Origin of the sequence: Natrarchaeobius chitinivorans (genome assembly GCF_003841505.1) — an archaeon.
Lineage (GTDB): Archaea > Halobacteriota > Halobacteria > Halobacteriales > Natrialbaceae > Natrarchaeobius > Natrarchaeobius chitinivorans.
Genome location: NZ_REGA01000019.1, coordinates 79,476 through 94,459 on the forward strand (window position 1 = coordinate 79,476; position 14,984 = coordinate 94,459).

Sequence of the window (14,984 nt, forward strand, 5' to 3'; positions counted from 1 at the left end):
ATAGGTTCTGGTGCGATAAATTTCCACTTTTCAGAACAGGATGTGTTCAACCGGTTCGGAGTCGCCGATACGACTGCGCGAGATGTACCCTGTATCTGTTACTGGACAGATGCGAGTAGTGATCTGTGGCACGCTCTTCCCGTGGCTATAGTAGCAACTGGAACTATTCCCACACCGATCGAACAGCTCACGGGTCACTGCGTTCCCCGCTCGCCAGTCCGCGGTTCTCGCTCGTTTCACTCGCTCCGAACCGCGCACGCTCCGAACCGCGTTCTCCTCGTACGATCAGGTGTGCAGTGACGTCCTGTGGTTCATATTCCGCCCGCTCACCGGTCACGTGTTATCTGACACGTACGGGACGCGCCCCGCGAGTCGACTCGAGAGCGACCACCGACCGACGAGGTGGCCGGCCAGTGTGACGCTGACGTATGCGAGAACGATACCGGCGAGAACGTCGATCAACCAGTGGATGCCCAGATACATCGTCGAAACTGCGACCGAGAGCGCGAGCACCGTCGCGACGACGAACCATTTCGGATAGACGCCTCGCGTGCGGAAGGCGAGGAACCCGGCCGTGGCGGCCAGCGAGGTGTGTAACGACGGGAAAACGTTCGTGTTGCGGTTGACCTGTCTGGTGAGGTGCTGGTACTGTGGGTACGTATCGTACAACAGCGCGTCGACCAGTTCGGGCATGAGGTTTCGTGGGCCGTACGCGATGACGAAGACGTAGAGGACGAGACCGAGGGCGTAGTTCAACGTGTACGCCGTCAGCAGCTCCCGAAGCGGTCTCGTATTCGAGAGCGCGAAGTAGGCGACGATCGGAAACACGAGCAAGAAGACGTAGCCGTAGATGTAGACGAACGAGAAGTACGCCGTCACTGACGGCGTCGCGTACGATTGCAGCCAGAGGATGAACTGACCCTCGAGGTCGTAGATAGGCCACGTGAGGTTCCAGCCGATCATCCAGGAGAGTTCCGGGACGGTCTGTCTCGCGACGCTGTTACCGAGTAAAACGAGCGCGAGGAGAAGCGTGATCGGTGCAGCCTCTCGAACCCGCCTCCGCCACTCCGTTCGCGTATCCCGCAGCCGGTATCGCCCGACGAAAGCACCGATCGAGACGATCATCAGCAGGGAGACGACGATCACCAGCTGGGTGAGTACCTGCATCAACATCAGCGTCTCACCTGAAGCCTGTCACCGTCGTACCGAAAGCCAGCGTCCTCGAAGGCGGCCTTCGCGGCGGCGGTGTCGACGTCGCCGTCCGTTCCGAGAAACGGCGTCTCTGGATCGTCGCCGTTCCACTCGAGCGATTCCGGAGTCCACTCCTCGACCACCGGCGTCGCGGCCGGTCTGGCGTGGCCGTCGAATACGTCCTCGACGAGCCACTGTTTGTCGACCAGCCTCGCGACGGTGCGACGGAAGCGTGGATTGCTAAACGGTGCCTTTCGCGCGTTGAATCCGAGGTGATAGAAGCGCCGCGACGGGGACTGGAGCACCCGAACGTCCTCGGGAACCGACTCGAGGACGTCGTCGACCACGTAGCTCTCGAGCGGCCGGTTCGTGACGTCGGCGTCGTTCGCGCTCACGAGCTGGATCGCCGACGTACTCCGCGGATCGATCGCGATCGAGATCCGTTCGACGGTCGGCTCGGGGAGGTCGACGTCGGGTCGGCGCGTGACGTGCTCGTCGAAGCGCTCGAGCGTGACCGAGTCCCGTTCGACCAGGTCGGCGAATTCGAACGGGCCGCTCCCGATCGGCGGGACGTTGTCGGTGACGAGCGCCTCGGTCGTCCCGTCCGCGGTGCGAACGCCGCTGACAGTCGCTCGTTCCGCCCGCGGACGCCAGACGTGTTCCGGAAGGATCGGGACCGAAAGCGCCCGCTCGGCCGCCGGTTCGCCGATCGAGAACGCGAGTTCGAGCCGGCGGTCGTCGACCACGTCGATCCCGTCGACCGCAGCGGCCTGTCCGCGAAACCGCGGTGACGGTGCCGGAACGTCGGCGTCACCGAGCGTCGTATCGGCCAGAAACCGGTAGGTGAACGCGACGTCGGCCGCGGTGAGCGACTCGCCGTCGTGAAACGTCAGTCCGTCGCGGAGTTCGACGGTCAGCGTTTCGTTTTCCCACGCCCAGCCGTCGGCGAGCCACGGCTCTAACTCGCCGTGTTCCGGTCGTTCCACCGCGAGCGAGTCGTACAGCAGATCCGTGACCGTCCCGTCGTCGCGGTACTCGACCGAGAGCGGATTGAGGTTCTCCGAGAGCCGGGCGTCCGTGTGGACGAGCCGAAGCGTTCGGACGGTTTCGCCCGTCTCGAGGCCCAGATATCCCAGTCGAGTCGGGATGCGGTCGTCTTCCCAGCCGTCGAACCGATCGGTCCGGGCGAGGCGGTACTCTTCGGGAACACAGATCGGAACGAACGGTTGCTCGAGTGCGAGGGCTTCGAGCGTCTCCGTTACGGCTTCTGCCCGGTCGTCGTCGGCAGCGGCTCGCTGGCTCTCCAGGAACTCGTCGACGGCCAGGTTCGCGAACCCGAAGGGGTTCTGCCAGCCGGCTTCGTCGACGTACCGTGAGTGTAACGTTTCGTAGAGATAGTCCGGATCGACACCGCCGGGGTGTCTGGCGACGTAGACGTCGAAGTCGTGGTTGATCAACACCGTTCGGTGGAACTCCTCCGGCGCCTGCATCTCGATCGAGACGTCCATGCCGGCCGCCTCGAACGCATCGCGGAGCGCCCGTGCGAGCTGAATACTCTCCCTGTCGGCGTCGGCGGGAACGGTGGTGATCGTCAGTGAGAGCTGGTCGATCCCGTCCCGGTTTACGGTACTTCTGACCTGGCGAACGCAACCACTGGTCGCGACGGTCGCTCCCGCTACACTCGCCAGCATCGCTCGTCGGCTGAAACCGCGAGCAGAATCGCTGTTCGGAGGGGGATCGGTCATCCGGCGTCGGTGGAACGTTCGCCAGTGTCGCTATAACAGGGTTTCGCTGATGGCGTGGAGACGCCCCTGGAAGGCCGGCGGTTCATGGTCACTTGCTTCTCTCTCCCCGAGGTGTGCATAATAGTATTGTGGTCCCGACCGGGTATAAGAAACCACTAACCCGGTCTGGGGATCGAGATCTCGACACGAGGTCGCGAGTGCTCGACCGGCGGATCCACAGAACGCAACATCAATACGCAAACCGCCGAAACGTCACCTATGGACGTCGCCGCCGAACGGATCGACCGGCTACACGATCTGGCTCGAGCAGCGGCAGCCGACGGCGAGGACGACCGGGCCAGATACTACGTGCGACTCGCGCGCCGGGTGGCCGAACGAAATCGGTTGACGTTGCCCCGATCGTTCCGTCGGTTCACCTGCGATTCCTGTGATGCCTACCTTCGGCCGGGAACGAACGCCCGCGTCAGATTACAGGACGGACACGTCGTTATCACCTGCGACTGCGGATCCCACGCGAGGTACCCCTACGAGCAGTGACAGCGACCGGAGACCGTCGCCGTTCCGATTCGAGAAGATTCAAATCAGTCGCCTCCCTTATTCGGGGTTATGGACCACGAGGAACGGAAACGGCGCGCACACGACCTCGACGTGACCGTCTGGGTCGGCAAAAGCGGGATCGAATCGGTCGTCGACGAACTCGACGACCAGCTATCGAACCGGGACCTGGTCAAGGTGAAGTTACTCCGAGCCGCCCGCGCCGGCGAATCGACGGAGGAGAAGGCTGCGGATCTGGCCGACAGAGTCGGTGCGGACCTCGTCGAGACTCGAGGGCACACGGCAGTCTTCTACCGATGAGCGTCGCCGCAATCGTTCTCGAGGCTGGGCCGGGTGCCGATACGGGCGTCGTCGGCGAAGTACTCGCCGAGGCGATCGGCGACGCGACCGCCGCCGCTGCGCTCGAGCGCCTGCTTCTGTTCGTCGTCGCGTTTCTCGTCGTCTACGTGATAGGTCGGCTGGTCGTGCTTCCGGTGCTCACCCGCGCGTTCGATCGGCGCGACCTCGACCGCCACGCCCGCAGACCGCTGATGAAGATCGCGAAGTTCGGTATCGTGTTCGTCGCGCTTGCGACGGCGTTCGGGGCGGCGGACTTCGGGAACTTCCTCGTCTCGCTCGCCGGTATCGCCGCCGCCGGGGCGCTGGCGGTCGGGCTGGCGATGCAAAACGTCATCAGGAACTTCGTCGCGGGCGTGTTCATTTACATCGACCGCCCGTTCAAGATCGGCGACTGGATCGAGTGGGACGACCACGCTGGCGTCGTCGAAGACATCAGCCTCCGGGTGACCCGGGTGCGAACGTTCGACAACGAACTGTTGACCGTCCCAAACTCGGCGCTCACCGAGAACGTCTTGAAAAACCCCGTCGACGCCGACGCGCTCCGGTTGAAGTTCGTCTTCGGTATCGGCTACGACGACGACATCGAGCGGGCCACCGAGATCATCGTCGCGGAAGCCGAGGATCATCCGGATATCGCGGTCGATCCCGCACCGTCCGTTCGGCTAACGGAACTCGGCAACTCCGACGTGGGGCTGCAGTCGCGGTTCTGGATCGAAAACCCTTCCCGCGCAGATTTCGTCCGAATCAAGGGCGAGTACGTCACCGCAGTCAAAGAGCGCTTCGACGAGGAGGGTATCGACATCCCCTACCCCGTCCGCACTCTCGAGGGAGGGCTGGCACTCGAGCAACGGCCCGATCTCTCGTCGGCAGCCGAGTAGTCACTCCGTGGGTTTCGGAACCGTCACGGGATTTCGAGACGGAAATCGGTCGGATTTTCGGGCCACAGATCGTCAGGAGACGTCTTCGACCTCCGCGTCTTCGGGCGGATCGAAGGCGAACGTCTCGTCGTCGACGCCGGCGTTAAACGTCACCTCGTCGAACCGTTCGGTCAGGGTGTGTCGGTCCCCGTCGGGTCGTTCGACGACGAGTTCCTCTTTCAGTGGATATGCGTACTCGGCGTCGATCCAGATCGTCTGCTGGTGGACAGCGAGTTCGTCGGCCGGGTCGACGGTCTCGAGGGCGTAGACGAACTCCGTCTCACCCACCAGCAACGAAATGCCGTCTTCGACGACTTCGTCTCTGGCCTCGACCTCGAGGACGTGCGCGTCACGGTTCGCGATCGTCTCCGTGCCGCGATACTCGAGATCGTACATCTCGAGTTGCCGTTCGGCCTGTTCGGCACGCGCGGCGCGAACGTCCTCGTTTCCGTACGGTTCGTCCGCCTCGTAGTAACTCGCCGAGTTCGATTCCGCGTCGTACCACCACGTCGTGGTGGCGTTGGAGACGTAGATCGTTCCATCCGTGGCGGTCGGGGACTCGAGGACCTCGCTTCGATAGTCGACGTACGGTCGTTCGTGAACCCTGATGACTTCCGCCGCGGTCTCTGTCCCGTCCGTCGCTGTCGTCGTCCGCACGCCGGAGACGTCCTCTAGATCGTCGCTGTGGACGAACGCAGCCTCGAACACCGCTTCAGGGTCCGGCTCGTGGTCCAGGTTGGCGTCTGGATCCTCGGTGGAACCGTCGCCAAGGGGTTCGCCGGGGACGCTGCATCCGCCAAGGAGCAAGACGACGGCGAGAATACAGAGCACGGCTACGGAGTGACTTCGGCCCATTGGTGAACCTCTCGAAAGAATCGTGGTAAGTTTTTTCATCGCTGGACAGCGGTATTACAGAAAGAACAGGCGAAAGCCCACGGCTGTAGCCCTGCGGATGAAGCCGTCACTGCTGGATTATTCCACGTTACACGACAACCCGGACCTTCGTAGTGGCGTCGCGTCGAGACAGTGTCATCCCGGGGCGATACGTCCCGGTCGCTCGAGGGGCTCACGATCCTTGCCCGTCGTTCGAGACGAGAAAGACGCCGACGGCCATCACGATCCCACCGAGGACGAACCGGGTGCCGAGTGATTCACCGAGTATCGTCGCTCCGAGCAGGCCGCCGACGATCGGCTGGGCGAAAAAGAACGCGGAGATGACGCTTGCGTCGACGTACTCCATTCCCTTGTACCAGAGGTACCACGCCGCCGCGGTTCCGAAGAGGCCGAGGTAGAGGACCGCGCCGACGACGCCTAGCGTCGGTTCGATCGCCCGGATCGACGCGTCCGTGATCGCTACCTCGAGCGGAACCAGCGCCGCGAGCATCGGCACCGCCGCCACACAGGAGTAGGTCGTCGCCTCGAGCGCGGAGTACCGGTCGATCAGCGGTTTCCCCCAGACGGTGTAGAGCGCCCAGGTCACGCTCGCGAGCAACAGCAAGACGATGCCCGTCGTGGCGACGCCGGCGAGTTCGGCGAGGTCGTACTGTCCAGAGACGACGACGATCGTTCCCACGGTTGCGAGGGCGATCCCGATACCGAGACGGGGCGTGAGTCGCTCTCCGAGGAGGGTGACGCCGAGGAGGATCGTAAACACCGGCGTCAGGACGGTGATGAGCGAGCCCTGGCTCGCGGTCGTGAGCGCGGTCCCGAGAAACTGCGTCGCCATCGACGCCGCGAGGACGCCGCCGAGGCCGGTGAACGCGAGGAGATCGCGACGGTCGAACCGACGGCGAGGATACAGCAGCCGAACGACGACGAGCAACGCCGTCGCTCCCACGACGACTCGCAGGAACGCGAGCGTCATCGGCGGTACGGCGTCGAACCCCCACATGCTCACGACGTAGAGTCCACCCCACAGCGTCGCCGCTGCGAGGGGGGCGAGAGCGAACAGGTACGCCGAAACCATCGCCGTCGATCTCGAGGAGCGGATGACTGCCGGGATCGACATCAGTCGGATCCAGGGTACCGTGATTCGGGCTGGAGTTGCTTCCGGCTCGCGGTCGGACTGGCAGCGTCGAAGTCGTACACAGGCCCACCTCGTAGTCCGCGAGTATCGAGGTTACGATCCGCCGCGACGAGCCTCGAGCGGAGACGGAATTCGGATGACCCGCTCACCTGGTGTACTCTCGCTTCGCCTCGTCGGCGTACGAATCAGCCAGTCGAACGGGTTCGGGGAGTTTGTACGTCGTGGCGAGGGCTGCGGCCGCGTCGGCGGCGGTCTCCGGACCGACGCGGTGGCCGGGGCTGACGTAGAGGGGATTGATCGACCGATCCGGCGAGTCGTACTGTCTCGTCTGGACGGCGTAACCGAGCAGGGTCCCCTCGTCGGCATCGACCCGCGAGTTCGCCTCGATGGGGACGTGGGTCCCCGGCGACAGGTTCTCCGTGTCGCCTCGAGGCTCCCCGCAGAGCAAACTCTTCGCGACGCCGACGCTCGGGACGTCCAGAACGACGCCGACGTGGGTCGCGATTCCGGCCTGCCGAAAGTGGATGCGGCCGCTGCCGTCGAACAGCAGGAGGTCCGGATCACAGGACAGTTCCTCGAGCGCCGCGAGGATTGGCCCACCCTCCCGGAACGCGAGCAGTCCCGGAACGTAGGGGATCTCGAGGGACGTCACGGCGTGGACGCGTTCGATCACTTCGCCGCCTCGCATCGCGACGACGGCGCTCAGGGCGCGGTCCTGGTCGCCGGCCTCGTTCGTGAGAAACGACTGGTCGACGCCCGCGACGAGCGGCGTTTCGGTCCCGCTCGAGGCCGTTCCGAGTGGGTTTCCGAGGGTGGCGGGGTCGAACGAGAAGTCGTCCTCGAAGACGGCGGCTGCGGCGATTTCGCGTTGCATGGCCTCCATCTCCGCGCGCTCGAGATGGGCGTCGGGCGCGAGGTCGGGGCGGGGCGGTGGGGGCGGAGTCATCGGTCGTGTCCCGATTGGAGCGCGACGAAAATCAGTCGTATGGTATCTACGGGGGTAAACTCGGAATCATGGGTCGCTCGAGGGCGGACTTGGAACCAAGGGTCGTTCGAGGGCGGACCCGGAATCAAGAGTCGCTCGAGGGGGGACCTCGAAGGCGGTTGATCCGATGGAACTTATGCATCTCTGTGAACCGCTAGGAAGGCCGAATCTCCTATACTTCGAATATCAAAGTAAAATGCTTCGAAAGTAGAAGTGTTGGCGGAAGGCACTCAAGCAACCTCGAGAAACCCTTCGGAGTTCGCGTCACCGCTTCTCGGAACCGCCGGCGGGTCGCGTCGACGCTCCTCGAGAGTCCTTCCACCGAAAATCGAACGAGTCCGTTCGCTCCCGGGTCAGTTCATCGCCGAGCGCGCTCGAGTCGCCCAGAAACGCGAATCGACCGACCGTCGCACCGATCGACGCTTGATACGGATTGCTGTACCGATTTATCGGCGCACCCGCCGCCCGGGTCCCGGGTGCGCCGGTACTGATTTACAGTAAATCGTATGAGAGGAGTACTAGAACCGACCTCGGCCGGGACCACCTGGGCCGCCTGGGCCCCCTGGGCCGCCGGGACCGCCCGGACCGCCCCCGAGTTGGAACTGGTTCGGCGCGCGGACGTTCTGGGTTCGTTTGACGTACTCGCCGTAGGCCAGGCCGACGACCAGGCCGACGAGGTGGGCCATGTGCGCGACGTTGCCGCCGCCGCCGGTCCCGATGAAGAAGACGCTGATGACGGCCGTCCCTGCCGTGAGCAGCCAGATCGGAACGGGGAGGATGAAGTAGAGGTAGACTTTGAGACTCGGGTTCAGAATGGTCAACACGCCCATGATCGCCAGTGCGGCACCGCTCGCACCGAGGACGTTCGAGGGAACGCCCTGGTAGAGCGAAATGCCGATCTGTCCGAGCCCGGCGAGGACGCCGCTGACGACGAACAGGATCGCGAACTTCTTCGAGCCGACGTAGCGCTCGACGAGCGGTCCGAAGAAGAAGATCACGATGCTGTTGAAGACGATGTGGAAGATACCGATCGGGCTGTGAGCGAAGATGGACGTGAACCACGTCCAGACGTACTCGGGATTGGACGTCGAGAGTGCGAAGAGGTCGTTGTGCAGGGTTTGCCCGCCGATCAACAGGGCGATCCACTGGAAGAGAAACGTCAGCCACATCAACGCGAGCACCGTGTAGGTCACGTTCCCGCGGAAGTACCCGAGCGGCCCGCCCGGACCGGTGTCGATCGGGAGTTTGTCGGTTACCCTCGACCGCGTCGACGCCCCCCCGTTCTGGACGCTATCGTCGAACCCGCTATCGAAGACGCCGCTCGGGTCGTCCCAGTTCTGCAGACCCGAACACCCGTGATTTTCCGGCAGCCGGTGGTCGGCACAGTAGGTTCCCCCGCAGTGCCGACAGTTGTACGGCATACTTTCGTCTTTCCCACACGCGTCGCACTTGGCCATTGACCGGGGGTATGTGTGGCACGGCTAAGGGATTTGGGGTTCGCTCCCGGAAGAGGGCCTAGCCCGATCGAATACCGGTCGGCCCTCGAGATCCGGACTCCGGTGGCAGACCGTTTACTGCCCGTCATTGCCGGCGCACCCGCGACCCGGACGACGGTGCGCCGGGACATCGGGACGGCAATCCGTATCACTCGACGGTGACGCTCTTCGCGAGGTTCCGGGGTTTGTCGATCGGCCGGTCGAGCAGGTTCGCCGTCCAGTAGGCGAGCAACTGGAGCTGGACGTTCGTCAGAACGGGCTCGAGGTATCGGTGTGTGTCCGGCACCTCGAGGACGTGGTCCGCGACGTGATCGACGCCGTCGGGATCGTCGGTGACGGCGACGACGGGCGCGCCGCGGGCTTCGACCTCCTTGACGTTTCCGAGGGTTTTCTCGACGACGGCGTCAGTGCCGGTCAGGAGCGCGACGACCGGCGTTCGCTCGGTCACGAGTGCAAGCGGGCCGTGTTTCAACTCTCCGGCCGGGAACCCCTCCGCGTGCTCGTAGGTGATCTCTTTCATCTTCAGCGCGCCCTCGAGGGCGACCGGGTGCTGGTACTGCCGGCCGACGAAGAAGTACGCGTCCGAGTCTACCATCTCCTCGGCGACCTCACGAGCGTTCGAGTGATCGAGCACGCGCTGAATCTGCGCGGGTAGATCCCGAATCGCCTCGAGAAACGGGCGCTCGATCCCGTCGGCGAGGACGCTCGCGATCATCGACAACGTCGCCAGCTGGCTGGCGAACGATTTCGTCGCGGCGACGCTGATCTCCGGGCCGGCGCGGATGTAGACGGCGGCGTCACACTCTCGAGCGGCGGAGCTGCCGACGACGTTCGTCACCGCGAGCGTCGTCGCACCGGCACCGTTCGCGTCCCGCAGCGCCGAGAGCGTGTCGGCCGTTTCCCCGCTCTGGGTGACGCCAATTACGATGGTGTCCTCCGTGATCGGCACTCGCTCCGTCTCGTACTCGCTCGCCACGAACGCCGCTGCGGGAATCCCACGCTCGCGAAACAGGGACGCGGCGTAGGACATCGCGTAGTACGACGTTCCGCAGCCGACGAACTGGACGCGTTCGGCCTCACGCCGTATCGACTCCGGAACGGCGGAAAGCTCGATCGAGCCGTCCAGCTCCGACACTCGCCCCCGGGTGGCCTGACGGACTGCCTGGGGTTGCTCGTAGATCTCCTTGAGCATGTAGTGGTCGTAGCCGCTCTTGCCGACGTCCTCCGGGTCCCACTCGACCGTCTCCACGCTCGGTTCGACGACCGAGCCGTCGTCGTCCCTGATGACGACCTCCGACGGCGTCAGCCGAACGAACTGCTCGTCCTCGAGGTAGATCACCCGGTCGGTGTGCTCGAGGAACGCGGGAACGTCGCTCGCGAGATAGGTCGTCTCCCCGTCGAGGCCGAGCACCAGCGGGGAGTGTCGCCGCGTCGCGTAGACGGCGTCCGAGCCCGCGATAGTAGCTGCCACCGCGTAACTGCCGTCGATGTGCTCGATCGCGCGTTCGAACGCCGCCTCCGGGTCCAGCCCCCGCTCGAGGGACGCTTCGATCAGGTGGGGGATGACCTCGGTATCGGTGTCGCTCTCGAAGACGTGGCCCGACTCGAGGAGGTCGGCGCGAAGTTCCTCGGCGTTCGTGACGATCCCGTTGTGAACCACCGCCACGCGTCCCTCGCAGTCGGTGTGGGGGTGAGCGTTCTCGTCGGTCGGCGGCCCGTGCGTGCTCCAGCGCGTGTGTCCGATACCTGCGGGACCGGCAACGTCGTCCGTCGGGACCGCCTCTTCGAGCGCCGAGAGCTCGCCGGCTCGTTTGTACACCTCGAGCGCCGAGTCGGCGACCGCGAGCCCGGCCGAGTCGTACCCCCGGTACTCGAGGCGCTCGAGGCCAGCGAGCAGTACGTCTTCCGCCGGCATCGGATCGGAGCCGACGTAGCCGATGATTCCGCACATTAGCGACCCACCGTCCTCACGTCCGTATTTCGTCCGCTGACGAGCGAACCGGCCCGAACGACGGCATCAGCGCCGACGATGGCTCCCGGAACGTACCGCGTCCCGCCCCGGTCGTCGACGCGGTCGCCGAAGAGCGCGCCGAGCTGTCGGTCCTCGTGGATTCGATCGCCCACGCGAACGTCGCCCGGTCCGCCGGGAACGACTGCCCCCGCTCCGACGTGGACGCCGCGTCCGACGACGCAGTCGATCAGCGTCGCGTTTTCCCCGATGCGGACGTCCGTATCGACCACGCAGCGCTCGACGACCGCGTTCGATCCAACCGTCGCGTTCGTCCCGAGGGTCACGTTCGGACCGACGACCGCGTTCGGGCCGATCTCGCAGTCGTCGCCGGCGACGATCGGCTCCCTGATCACCGCGGAGTCGTGAACCGAAAGAGACGAATCGGTCCTCGAGACCTCGGTCTGGCCGCCGTTTTCGATGATCGTCTCCGCCACGTCCAGCAGATCCCACGGGTACGTGGCGTCCGCCCAGAACCCCTCGGATTCGACTCCCCGAACGCCGTCGCGCTCGTCGATCAGCTCCTCGATCGCATCGACGATCTGCTGTTCGCCCGCTCGCGGTACCGCTCGGCGAATCGCATCGAAGACGACCGGTTCGAACGCGTACACGCCCGCATTGAGGCGGTAGTCCCGATCGTCTCGAGGCGCTTCGACGATCTCGGTGACGCTTTCGCCGTCGGTCAGGACGCCGCCGTAGTCGCCGACGTCGGATCGACGGAGCAGTCCAAGCGTCGCAACGGCGTCGCTCGAGGCGTGTGTCTCGAGAACGTCTTCGACGATCCGGCGGTCGATGACCTGATCGCCGTTGACGACCAGAAACGAGCCGTCCACGTACGGCTCCGCGGCCAACACTGCGTGTCCGGTTCCGAGTTGTTTCTCCTGGACGGCGTAGGTGAGCGAGACGCCGCGGTAGGACGGACCGAGATGCGATTGAACGTCGGTTCGTTTGTACCCCACGACGACGACGATCGACGTAATTCCGGCGTCGATCACTGCGTCGACTGTATGCTCGAGGATCGGTCGCGTACCGGCCGAGAGCATGGGTTTGGGCCGATGGCTCGTCAGCGGCCGGAGCCGCTTTCCCTCTCCAGCGGCGAGTACGACGGCGGTAAGATCGGACATGCCAGTACCGGCCATGCCGACCTATTTAATCCTTTTACGAACTGGAACAAGCCCTGAAACGAACAGTATCGATGACTGTTCCAGCCACCGGAACGAGACGGAGTTCGACGGGTCAGTGAGGAGCGGGCGTTCGACACGTCAGTAAGGACCGGGCGTTCGACACGTCAGTGAGGACCGGGCGTTCGCCGATCGTGACTACACTTTTGCCGACCAGTCCCCAACGGGAAGACGTGCAAGAGTACGAGCGCAAGCAGCTGCTCGAACGCGTCGAACGCGACGGGGCGACCGTCGGCGCGGAGATTCCGGAGACGATCACGGTACAGGGCGAAGATATCGATCTCCGGACGTTCGTCTTCGAGATCAAACGCCGCGAGACGATCCCGGCGGGCGAACGCGACCGCGTCGAGCAGGCGAAACGGAACTTGCGACGCGAGCGAACCGACCGACTCGAGCGAATCGAGGAAGCCGAAATCAGCCGCGAGGAGGGCGAGGAACTCGCCCGGAGCGTCATCGGCATCGACCGCGCGCTGAACGCCCTGGAGAGTCTCGGCTCGACCGATCTCGAGCGAGAGCAGCAGGCAAAACAGGCCGCCGACACGAAACGGTGGATGTCGTTCCTGAAGAAGGCCCTCGGCCGCGAGGACGACACCGCAGCGCGGAGGGGACGCTGATGGCGACGAACGCCGAAATCGCCGGCCGATTCGAGGAGTTCGCCGACCTGCTCGAGGCCGACGACGTCGAGTACAAACCCCGGGCGTACCGTCGAGCCGCGGAAAACGTCCGAGCCCACCCCTCGCCGATCGCGGATTACGTCGCCGACGGCGACCGCGAGACGATAGAGGAGATCGACGGCGTCGGCGACGCGATCGCCTCGAAGATCGTCGAGTACGTCGAAACGGGTGCGATCGAGGAACTCGAGGAGCTCCGCGCGGAACTGCCGATCGAGATCGCCGACATCACCCGCGTCGAAGGCGTCGGTCCGAAAACCGCCGGCAAACTGTACCGGGAACTCGGCGTCGAAACGCTCGACGACCTCGAGGAAGCGGCCCAGGCGGGCGAGATCCGCGAGGTCAAAGGGTTCGGCCCGAAGACCGAGGAGAACATCCGGGAGAACGTCGCGTTCGCGCGGGAGATCGGACAGCGCTACCTGCTCGGCGAGGCGCGTCCGCTCGCCGACGACGTCCTCGCGTTTCTCGAGGGACTCGACGCTGTCGAGCGCTGTGAGGTCGCGGGATCGATCCGCCGGTGGCGCGAGACGATCGGGGACGTGGACGTCCTCGTCGGGACGGATGCGAACGAGTCGGTGATCGACGCGTTCGTCGGCTGGGACTCCGTCGACGGCGAGATCGAGTCCGGAGCCGAGAAAGCGAGCGTTCGCGTCGGCGAGATCCGCGTCGACCTGCGCGTCGTCTCTCCCGAGGAGTTCGGCTCCGCCCTGCAGTACTTCACGGGGAGCAAAGATCACAACGTCAGCCTGCGAAACTACGCGATCGACCGCGGAATGAAGCTCAACGAGTACGGGGCGTTCGACGTGAGCGAGGTCGGCGACGAAGAGGCGGGCCAGCGCGTCGGCGAACGAGTCGCAGGTGAGTCCGAGGCGGGAATGTACGAGGCACTCGGATTGTCGTGGATCCCGCCGGAACTGCGCGAGGACCGCGGCGAGATCGTGGCAGCCGAGAGCGGCGATCTACCGACGTTGCTCGAGCACGAGGACGTTCGCGGTGACCTCCACAGTCACACCGAGTGGTCCGACGGTAACACCCCGATCGAGGAGATGGTCGCGGCCGCCGAAGCTCGCGGATACGACTACTACGGCGTCGCCGACCACGCCGAGGGTCCCGGAATCGTCGGCGGAATGGGGCTCTCGGATACCGAGATCCTGGAACAGGTGGAGGCGGTCCGGGAGGTCGACGCCGCGAGCGACATCGCAGTCTTCGCCGGCATCGAAGCGAACGTGGACGCGACCGGCGAGATCGGTCTCTCGAGCGAGGTGATCGAGGCGCTCGATATCGTCGTCGCCTCGCCTCACAGCGCGCTCGATCAGGACGCCGAGACGGCGACGAAGCGCCTCGTTCGCGCCGTCGAGAATCCGGCGGTCGACGTGCTCGGTCACCCCAGCGGTCGGATGCTCAACGAACGGTCGGGACTCGAGTTCGACGCGACCGAACTCGCCATCGCAGCCGTCGAACACGACACCGCCCTCGAGGTCAACAGTAACCCGCGCCGACTCGACCTCTGGGGGAGTGCCGTCCAGGCGGCCGTCGAGGTCGGTGCACCGATCGCGGTCAACACGGACGCCCACCGGCCGTCGACGCTCGAGTACATACGCTGGGGCGTCCACACGGCGCGTCGCGGCTGGGCCGAACCCGACGACGTCATCAACACCTGGGAACTCGAGGAACTCCGGGCGTTTCTCGACTAGTGCACTTGCAAGCGTCGACTGCTTAGCTTATCTCTTCTGAGCACCTCTCTATAGGGATGGGACGGAAAAAGCACATCGTCAACCTCTCTGACAAGGAACGAAGCGAACTTGAGGCGATTATCTCGACGGGTGAACATAGAGCAGAGGATATCACCCGCGCACGAATCCTGCTAAAG

13 protein-coding genes are annotated in these 14,984 nt (G+C 64.7%); 5 read left to right on the forward strand and 8 right to left on the reverse strand.

Annotated features, from left to right (window positions below):
- Nucleotides 1-333: 333 nt before the first annotated feature.
- Together EA473_RS17995 and EA473_RS18000 are read right to left on the reverse strand one after the other, a co-directional pair.
- Complete coding sequence (locus EA473_RS17995; protein ID WP_124197030.1) at nucleotides 334-1,173, reverse strand: phosphatase PAP2 family protein; 840 nt, start codon at nucleotides 1,171-1,173, stop codon at nucleotides 334-336.
- On the reverse strand, nucleotides 1,173-2,936 hold the full coding sequence (locus EA473_RS18000) for an ABC transporter substrate-binding protein (RefSeq protein ID WP_124197031.1): 1,764 nt from the start codon (nucleotides 2,934-2,936) through the stop codon (nucleotides 1,173-1,175). Before EA473_RS18000 ends, EA473_RS17995 begins: the two co-directional genes overlap by 1 nt.
- Before the next feature lie 258 nt (nucleotides 2,937-3,194).
- Here EA473_RS18000 and EA473_RS18005 point away from each other — a divergent pair, with 258 nt between their 5' ends.
- From EA473_RS18005 to EA473_RS18015, 3 genes are all read left to right on the forward strand, one after another.
- Nucleotides 3,195-3,473, forward strand: coding sequence for a ribonuclease P protein component 4 (locus EA473_RS18005; RefSeq protein WP_124197032.1), 279 nt, complete (start codon nucleotides 3,195-3,197; stop codon nucleotides 3,471-3,473).
- Nucleotides 3,474-3,542: 69 nt separating this feature from the next.
- Nucleotides 3,543-3,791 (forward strand): YhbY family RNA-binding protein, encoded by a 249-nt coding sequence (locus EA473_RS18010; protein WP_124197033.1) that lies wholly within the window; start codon nucleotides 3,543-3,545, stop codon nucleotides 3,789-3,791.
- A complete protein-coding gene (locus tag EA473_RS18015) occupies nucleotides 3,788-4,708 on the forward strand; it encodes a mechanosensitive ion channel family protein (RefSeq protein ID WP_124197034.1) in 921 nt (306 codons plus the stop codon). Before EA473_RS18010 ends, EA473_RS18015 begins: the two co-directional genes overlap by 4 nt.
- 72 nt (nucleotides 4,709-4,780) lie before the next feature.
- Here EA473_RS18015 and EA473_RS18020 read toward each other — a convergent pair whose 3' ends face one another.
- The 6 genes from EA473_RS18020 to EA473_RS18045 form a co-directional block, all read right to left on the reverse strand.
- On the reverse strand, nucleotides 4,781-5,602 hold the full coding sequence (locus tag EA473_RS18020) for a LolA family protein (RefSeq protein ID WP_124197035.1): 822 nt from the start codon (nucleotides 5,600-5,602) through the stop codon (nucleotides 4,781-4,783).
- A 211-nt stretch (nucleotides 5,603-5,813) separates the two neighbouring features.
- Nucleotides 5,814-6,755, reverse strand: a complete 942-nt coding sequence (locus EA473_RS18025) for a DMT family transporter (RefSeq protein WP_124197036.1) — start codon at nucleotides 6,753-6,755, stop codon at nucleotides 5,814-5,816.
- Nucleotides 6,756-6,918: 163 nt separating this feature from the next.
- Nucleotides 6,919-7,719 carry an endonuclease V gene (locus EA473_RS18030; RefSeq protein ID WP_124197037.1) on the reverse strand — a complete coding sequence of 267 codons (801 nt, stop codon included), beginning with the start codon at nucleotides 7,717-7,719 and terminating at the stop codon, nucleotides 6,919-6,921.
- Nucleotides 7,720-8,276: 557 nt separating this feature from the next.
- A complete protein-coding gene (locus EA473_RS18035; protein WP_124197038.1) occupies nucleotides 8,277-9,215 on the reverse strand; it encodes a rhomboid family intramembrane serine protease in 939 nt (312 codons plus the stop codon).
- Nucleotides 9,216-9,402: 187 nt separating this feature from the next.
- Nucleotides 9,403-11,205, reverse strand: coding sequence for a glutamine--fructose-6-phosphate transaminase (isomerizing) (gene glmS / locus EA473_RS18040; RefSeq protein WP_124197039.1), 1,803 nt, complete (start codon nucleotides 11,203-11,205; stop codon nucleotides 9,403-9,405).
- The gene (locus EA473_RS18045; protein ID WP_124197040.1) at nucleotides 11,205-12,386 is read right to left on the reverse strand and encodes a sugar phosphate nucleotidyltransferase; all 1,182 of its coding nucleotides are present in this window, start codon (nucleotides 12,384-12,386) and stop codon (nucleotides 11,205-11,207) included. The genes glmS and EA473_RS18045 overlap by 1 nt, the downstream gene beginning before the upstream one ends.
- 230 nt (nucleotides 12,387-12,616) lie before the next feature.
- Here EA473_RS18045 and EA473_RS18050 point away from each other — a divergent pair, with 230 nt between their 5' ends.
- Nucleotides 12,617-13,057, forward strand: coding sequence for a DUF5788 family protein (locus EA473_RS18050; RefSeq protein ID WP_124197041.1), 441 nt, complete (start codon nucleotides 12,617-12,619; stop codon nucleotides 13,055-13,057).
- Nucleotides 13,057-14,808 carry a DNA polymerase/3'-5' exonuclease PolX gene (polX, locus tag EA473_RS18055; protein ID WP_124197042.1) on the forward strand — a complete coding sequence of 584 codons (1,752 nt, stop codon included), beginning with the start codon at nucleotides 13,057-13,059 and terminating at the stop codon, nucleotides 14,806-14,808. The genes EA473_RS18050 and polX overlap by 1 nt, the downstream gene beginning before the upstream one ends.
- Nucleotides 14,809-14,984 lie beyond the last annotated feature (176 nt).

Bases quoted from the DNA above. Each gene is read 5' to 3' on its own strand.
- glmS (WP_124197039.1), bottom strand. From the start codon at position 11,205: ATGTGCGGAATCATCGGCTACGTCGGCTCCGATCCGATGCCGGCGGAA.
- EA473_RS18015 (WP_124197034.1), top strand. From the start codon at position 3,788: ATGAGCGTCGCCGCAATCGTTCTCGAGGCTGGGCCGGGTGCCGATACG.
- EA473_RS18000 (WP_124197031.1), bottom strand. From the start codon at position 2,936: ATGACCGATCCCCCTCCGAACAGCGATTCTGCTCGCGGTTTCAGCCGA.
- EA473_RS18005 (WP_124197032.1), top strand. From the start codon at position 3,195: ATGGACGTCGCCGCCGAACGGATCGACCGGCTACACGATCTGGCTCGA.
- EA473_RS18020 (WP_124197035.1), bottom strand. From the start codon at position 5,602: ATGGGCCGAAGTCACTCCGTAGCCGTGCTCTGTATTCTCGCCGTCGTC.
- polX (WP_124197042.1), top strand. From the start codon at position 13,057: ATGGCGACGAACGCCGAAATCGCCGGCCGATTCGAGGAGTTCGCCGAC.
- EA473_RS18030 (WP_124197037.1), bottom strand. From the start codon at position 7,719: ATGACTCCGCCCCCACCGCCCCGCCCCGACCTCGCGCCCGACGCCCAT.
- EA473_RS18035 (WP_124197038.1), bottom strand. From the start codon at position 9,215: ATGGCCAAGTGCGACGCGTGTGGGAAAGACGAAAGTATGCCGTACAAC.
- EA473_RS18010 (WP_124197033.1), top strand. From the start codon at position 3,543: ATGGACCACGAGGAACGGAAACGGCGCGCACACGACCTCGACGTGACC.
- EA473_RS18045 (WP_124197040.1), bottom strand. From the start codon at position 12,386: ATGTCCGATCTTACCGCCGTCGTACTCGCCGCTGGAGAGGGAAAGCGG.
- EA473_RS18025 (WP_124197036.1), bottom strand. From the start codon at position 6,755: ATGTCGATCCCGGCAGTCATCCGCTCCTCGAGATCGACGGCGATGGTT.
- EA473_RS17995 (WP_124197030.1), bottom strand. From the start codon at position 1,173: ATGTTGATGCAGGTACTCACCCAGCTGGTGATCGTCGTCTCCCTGCTG.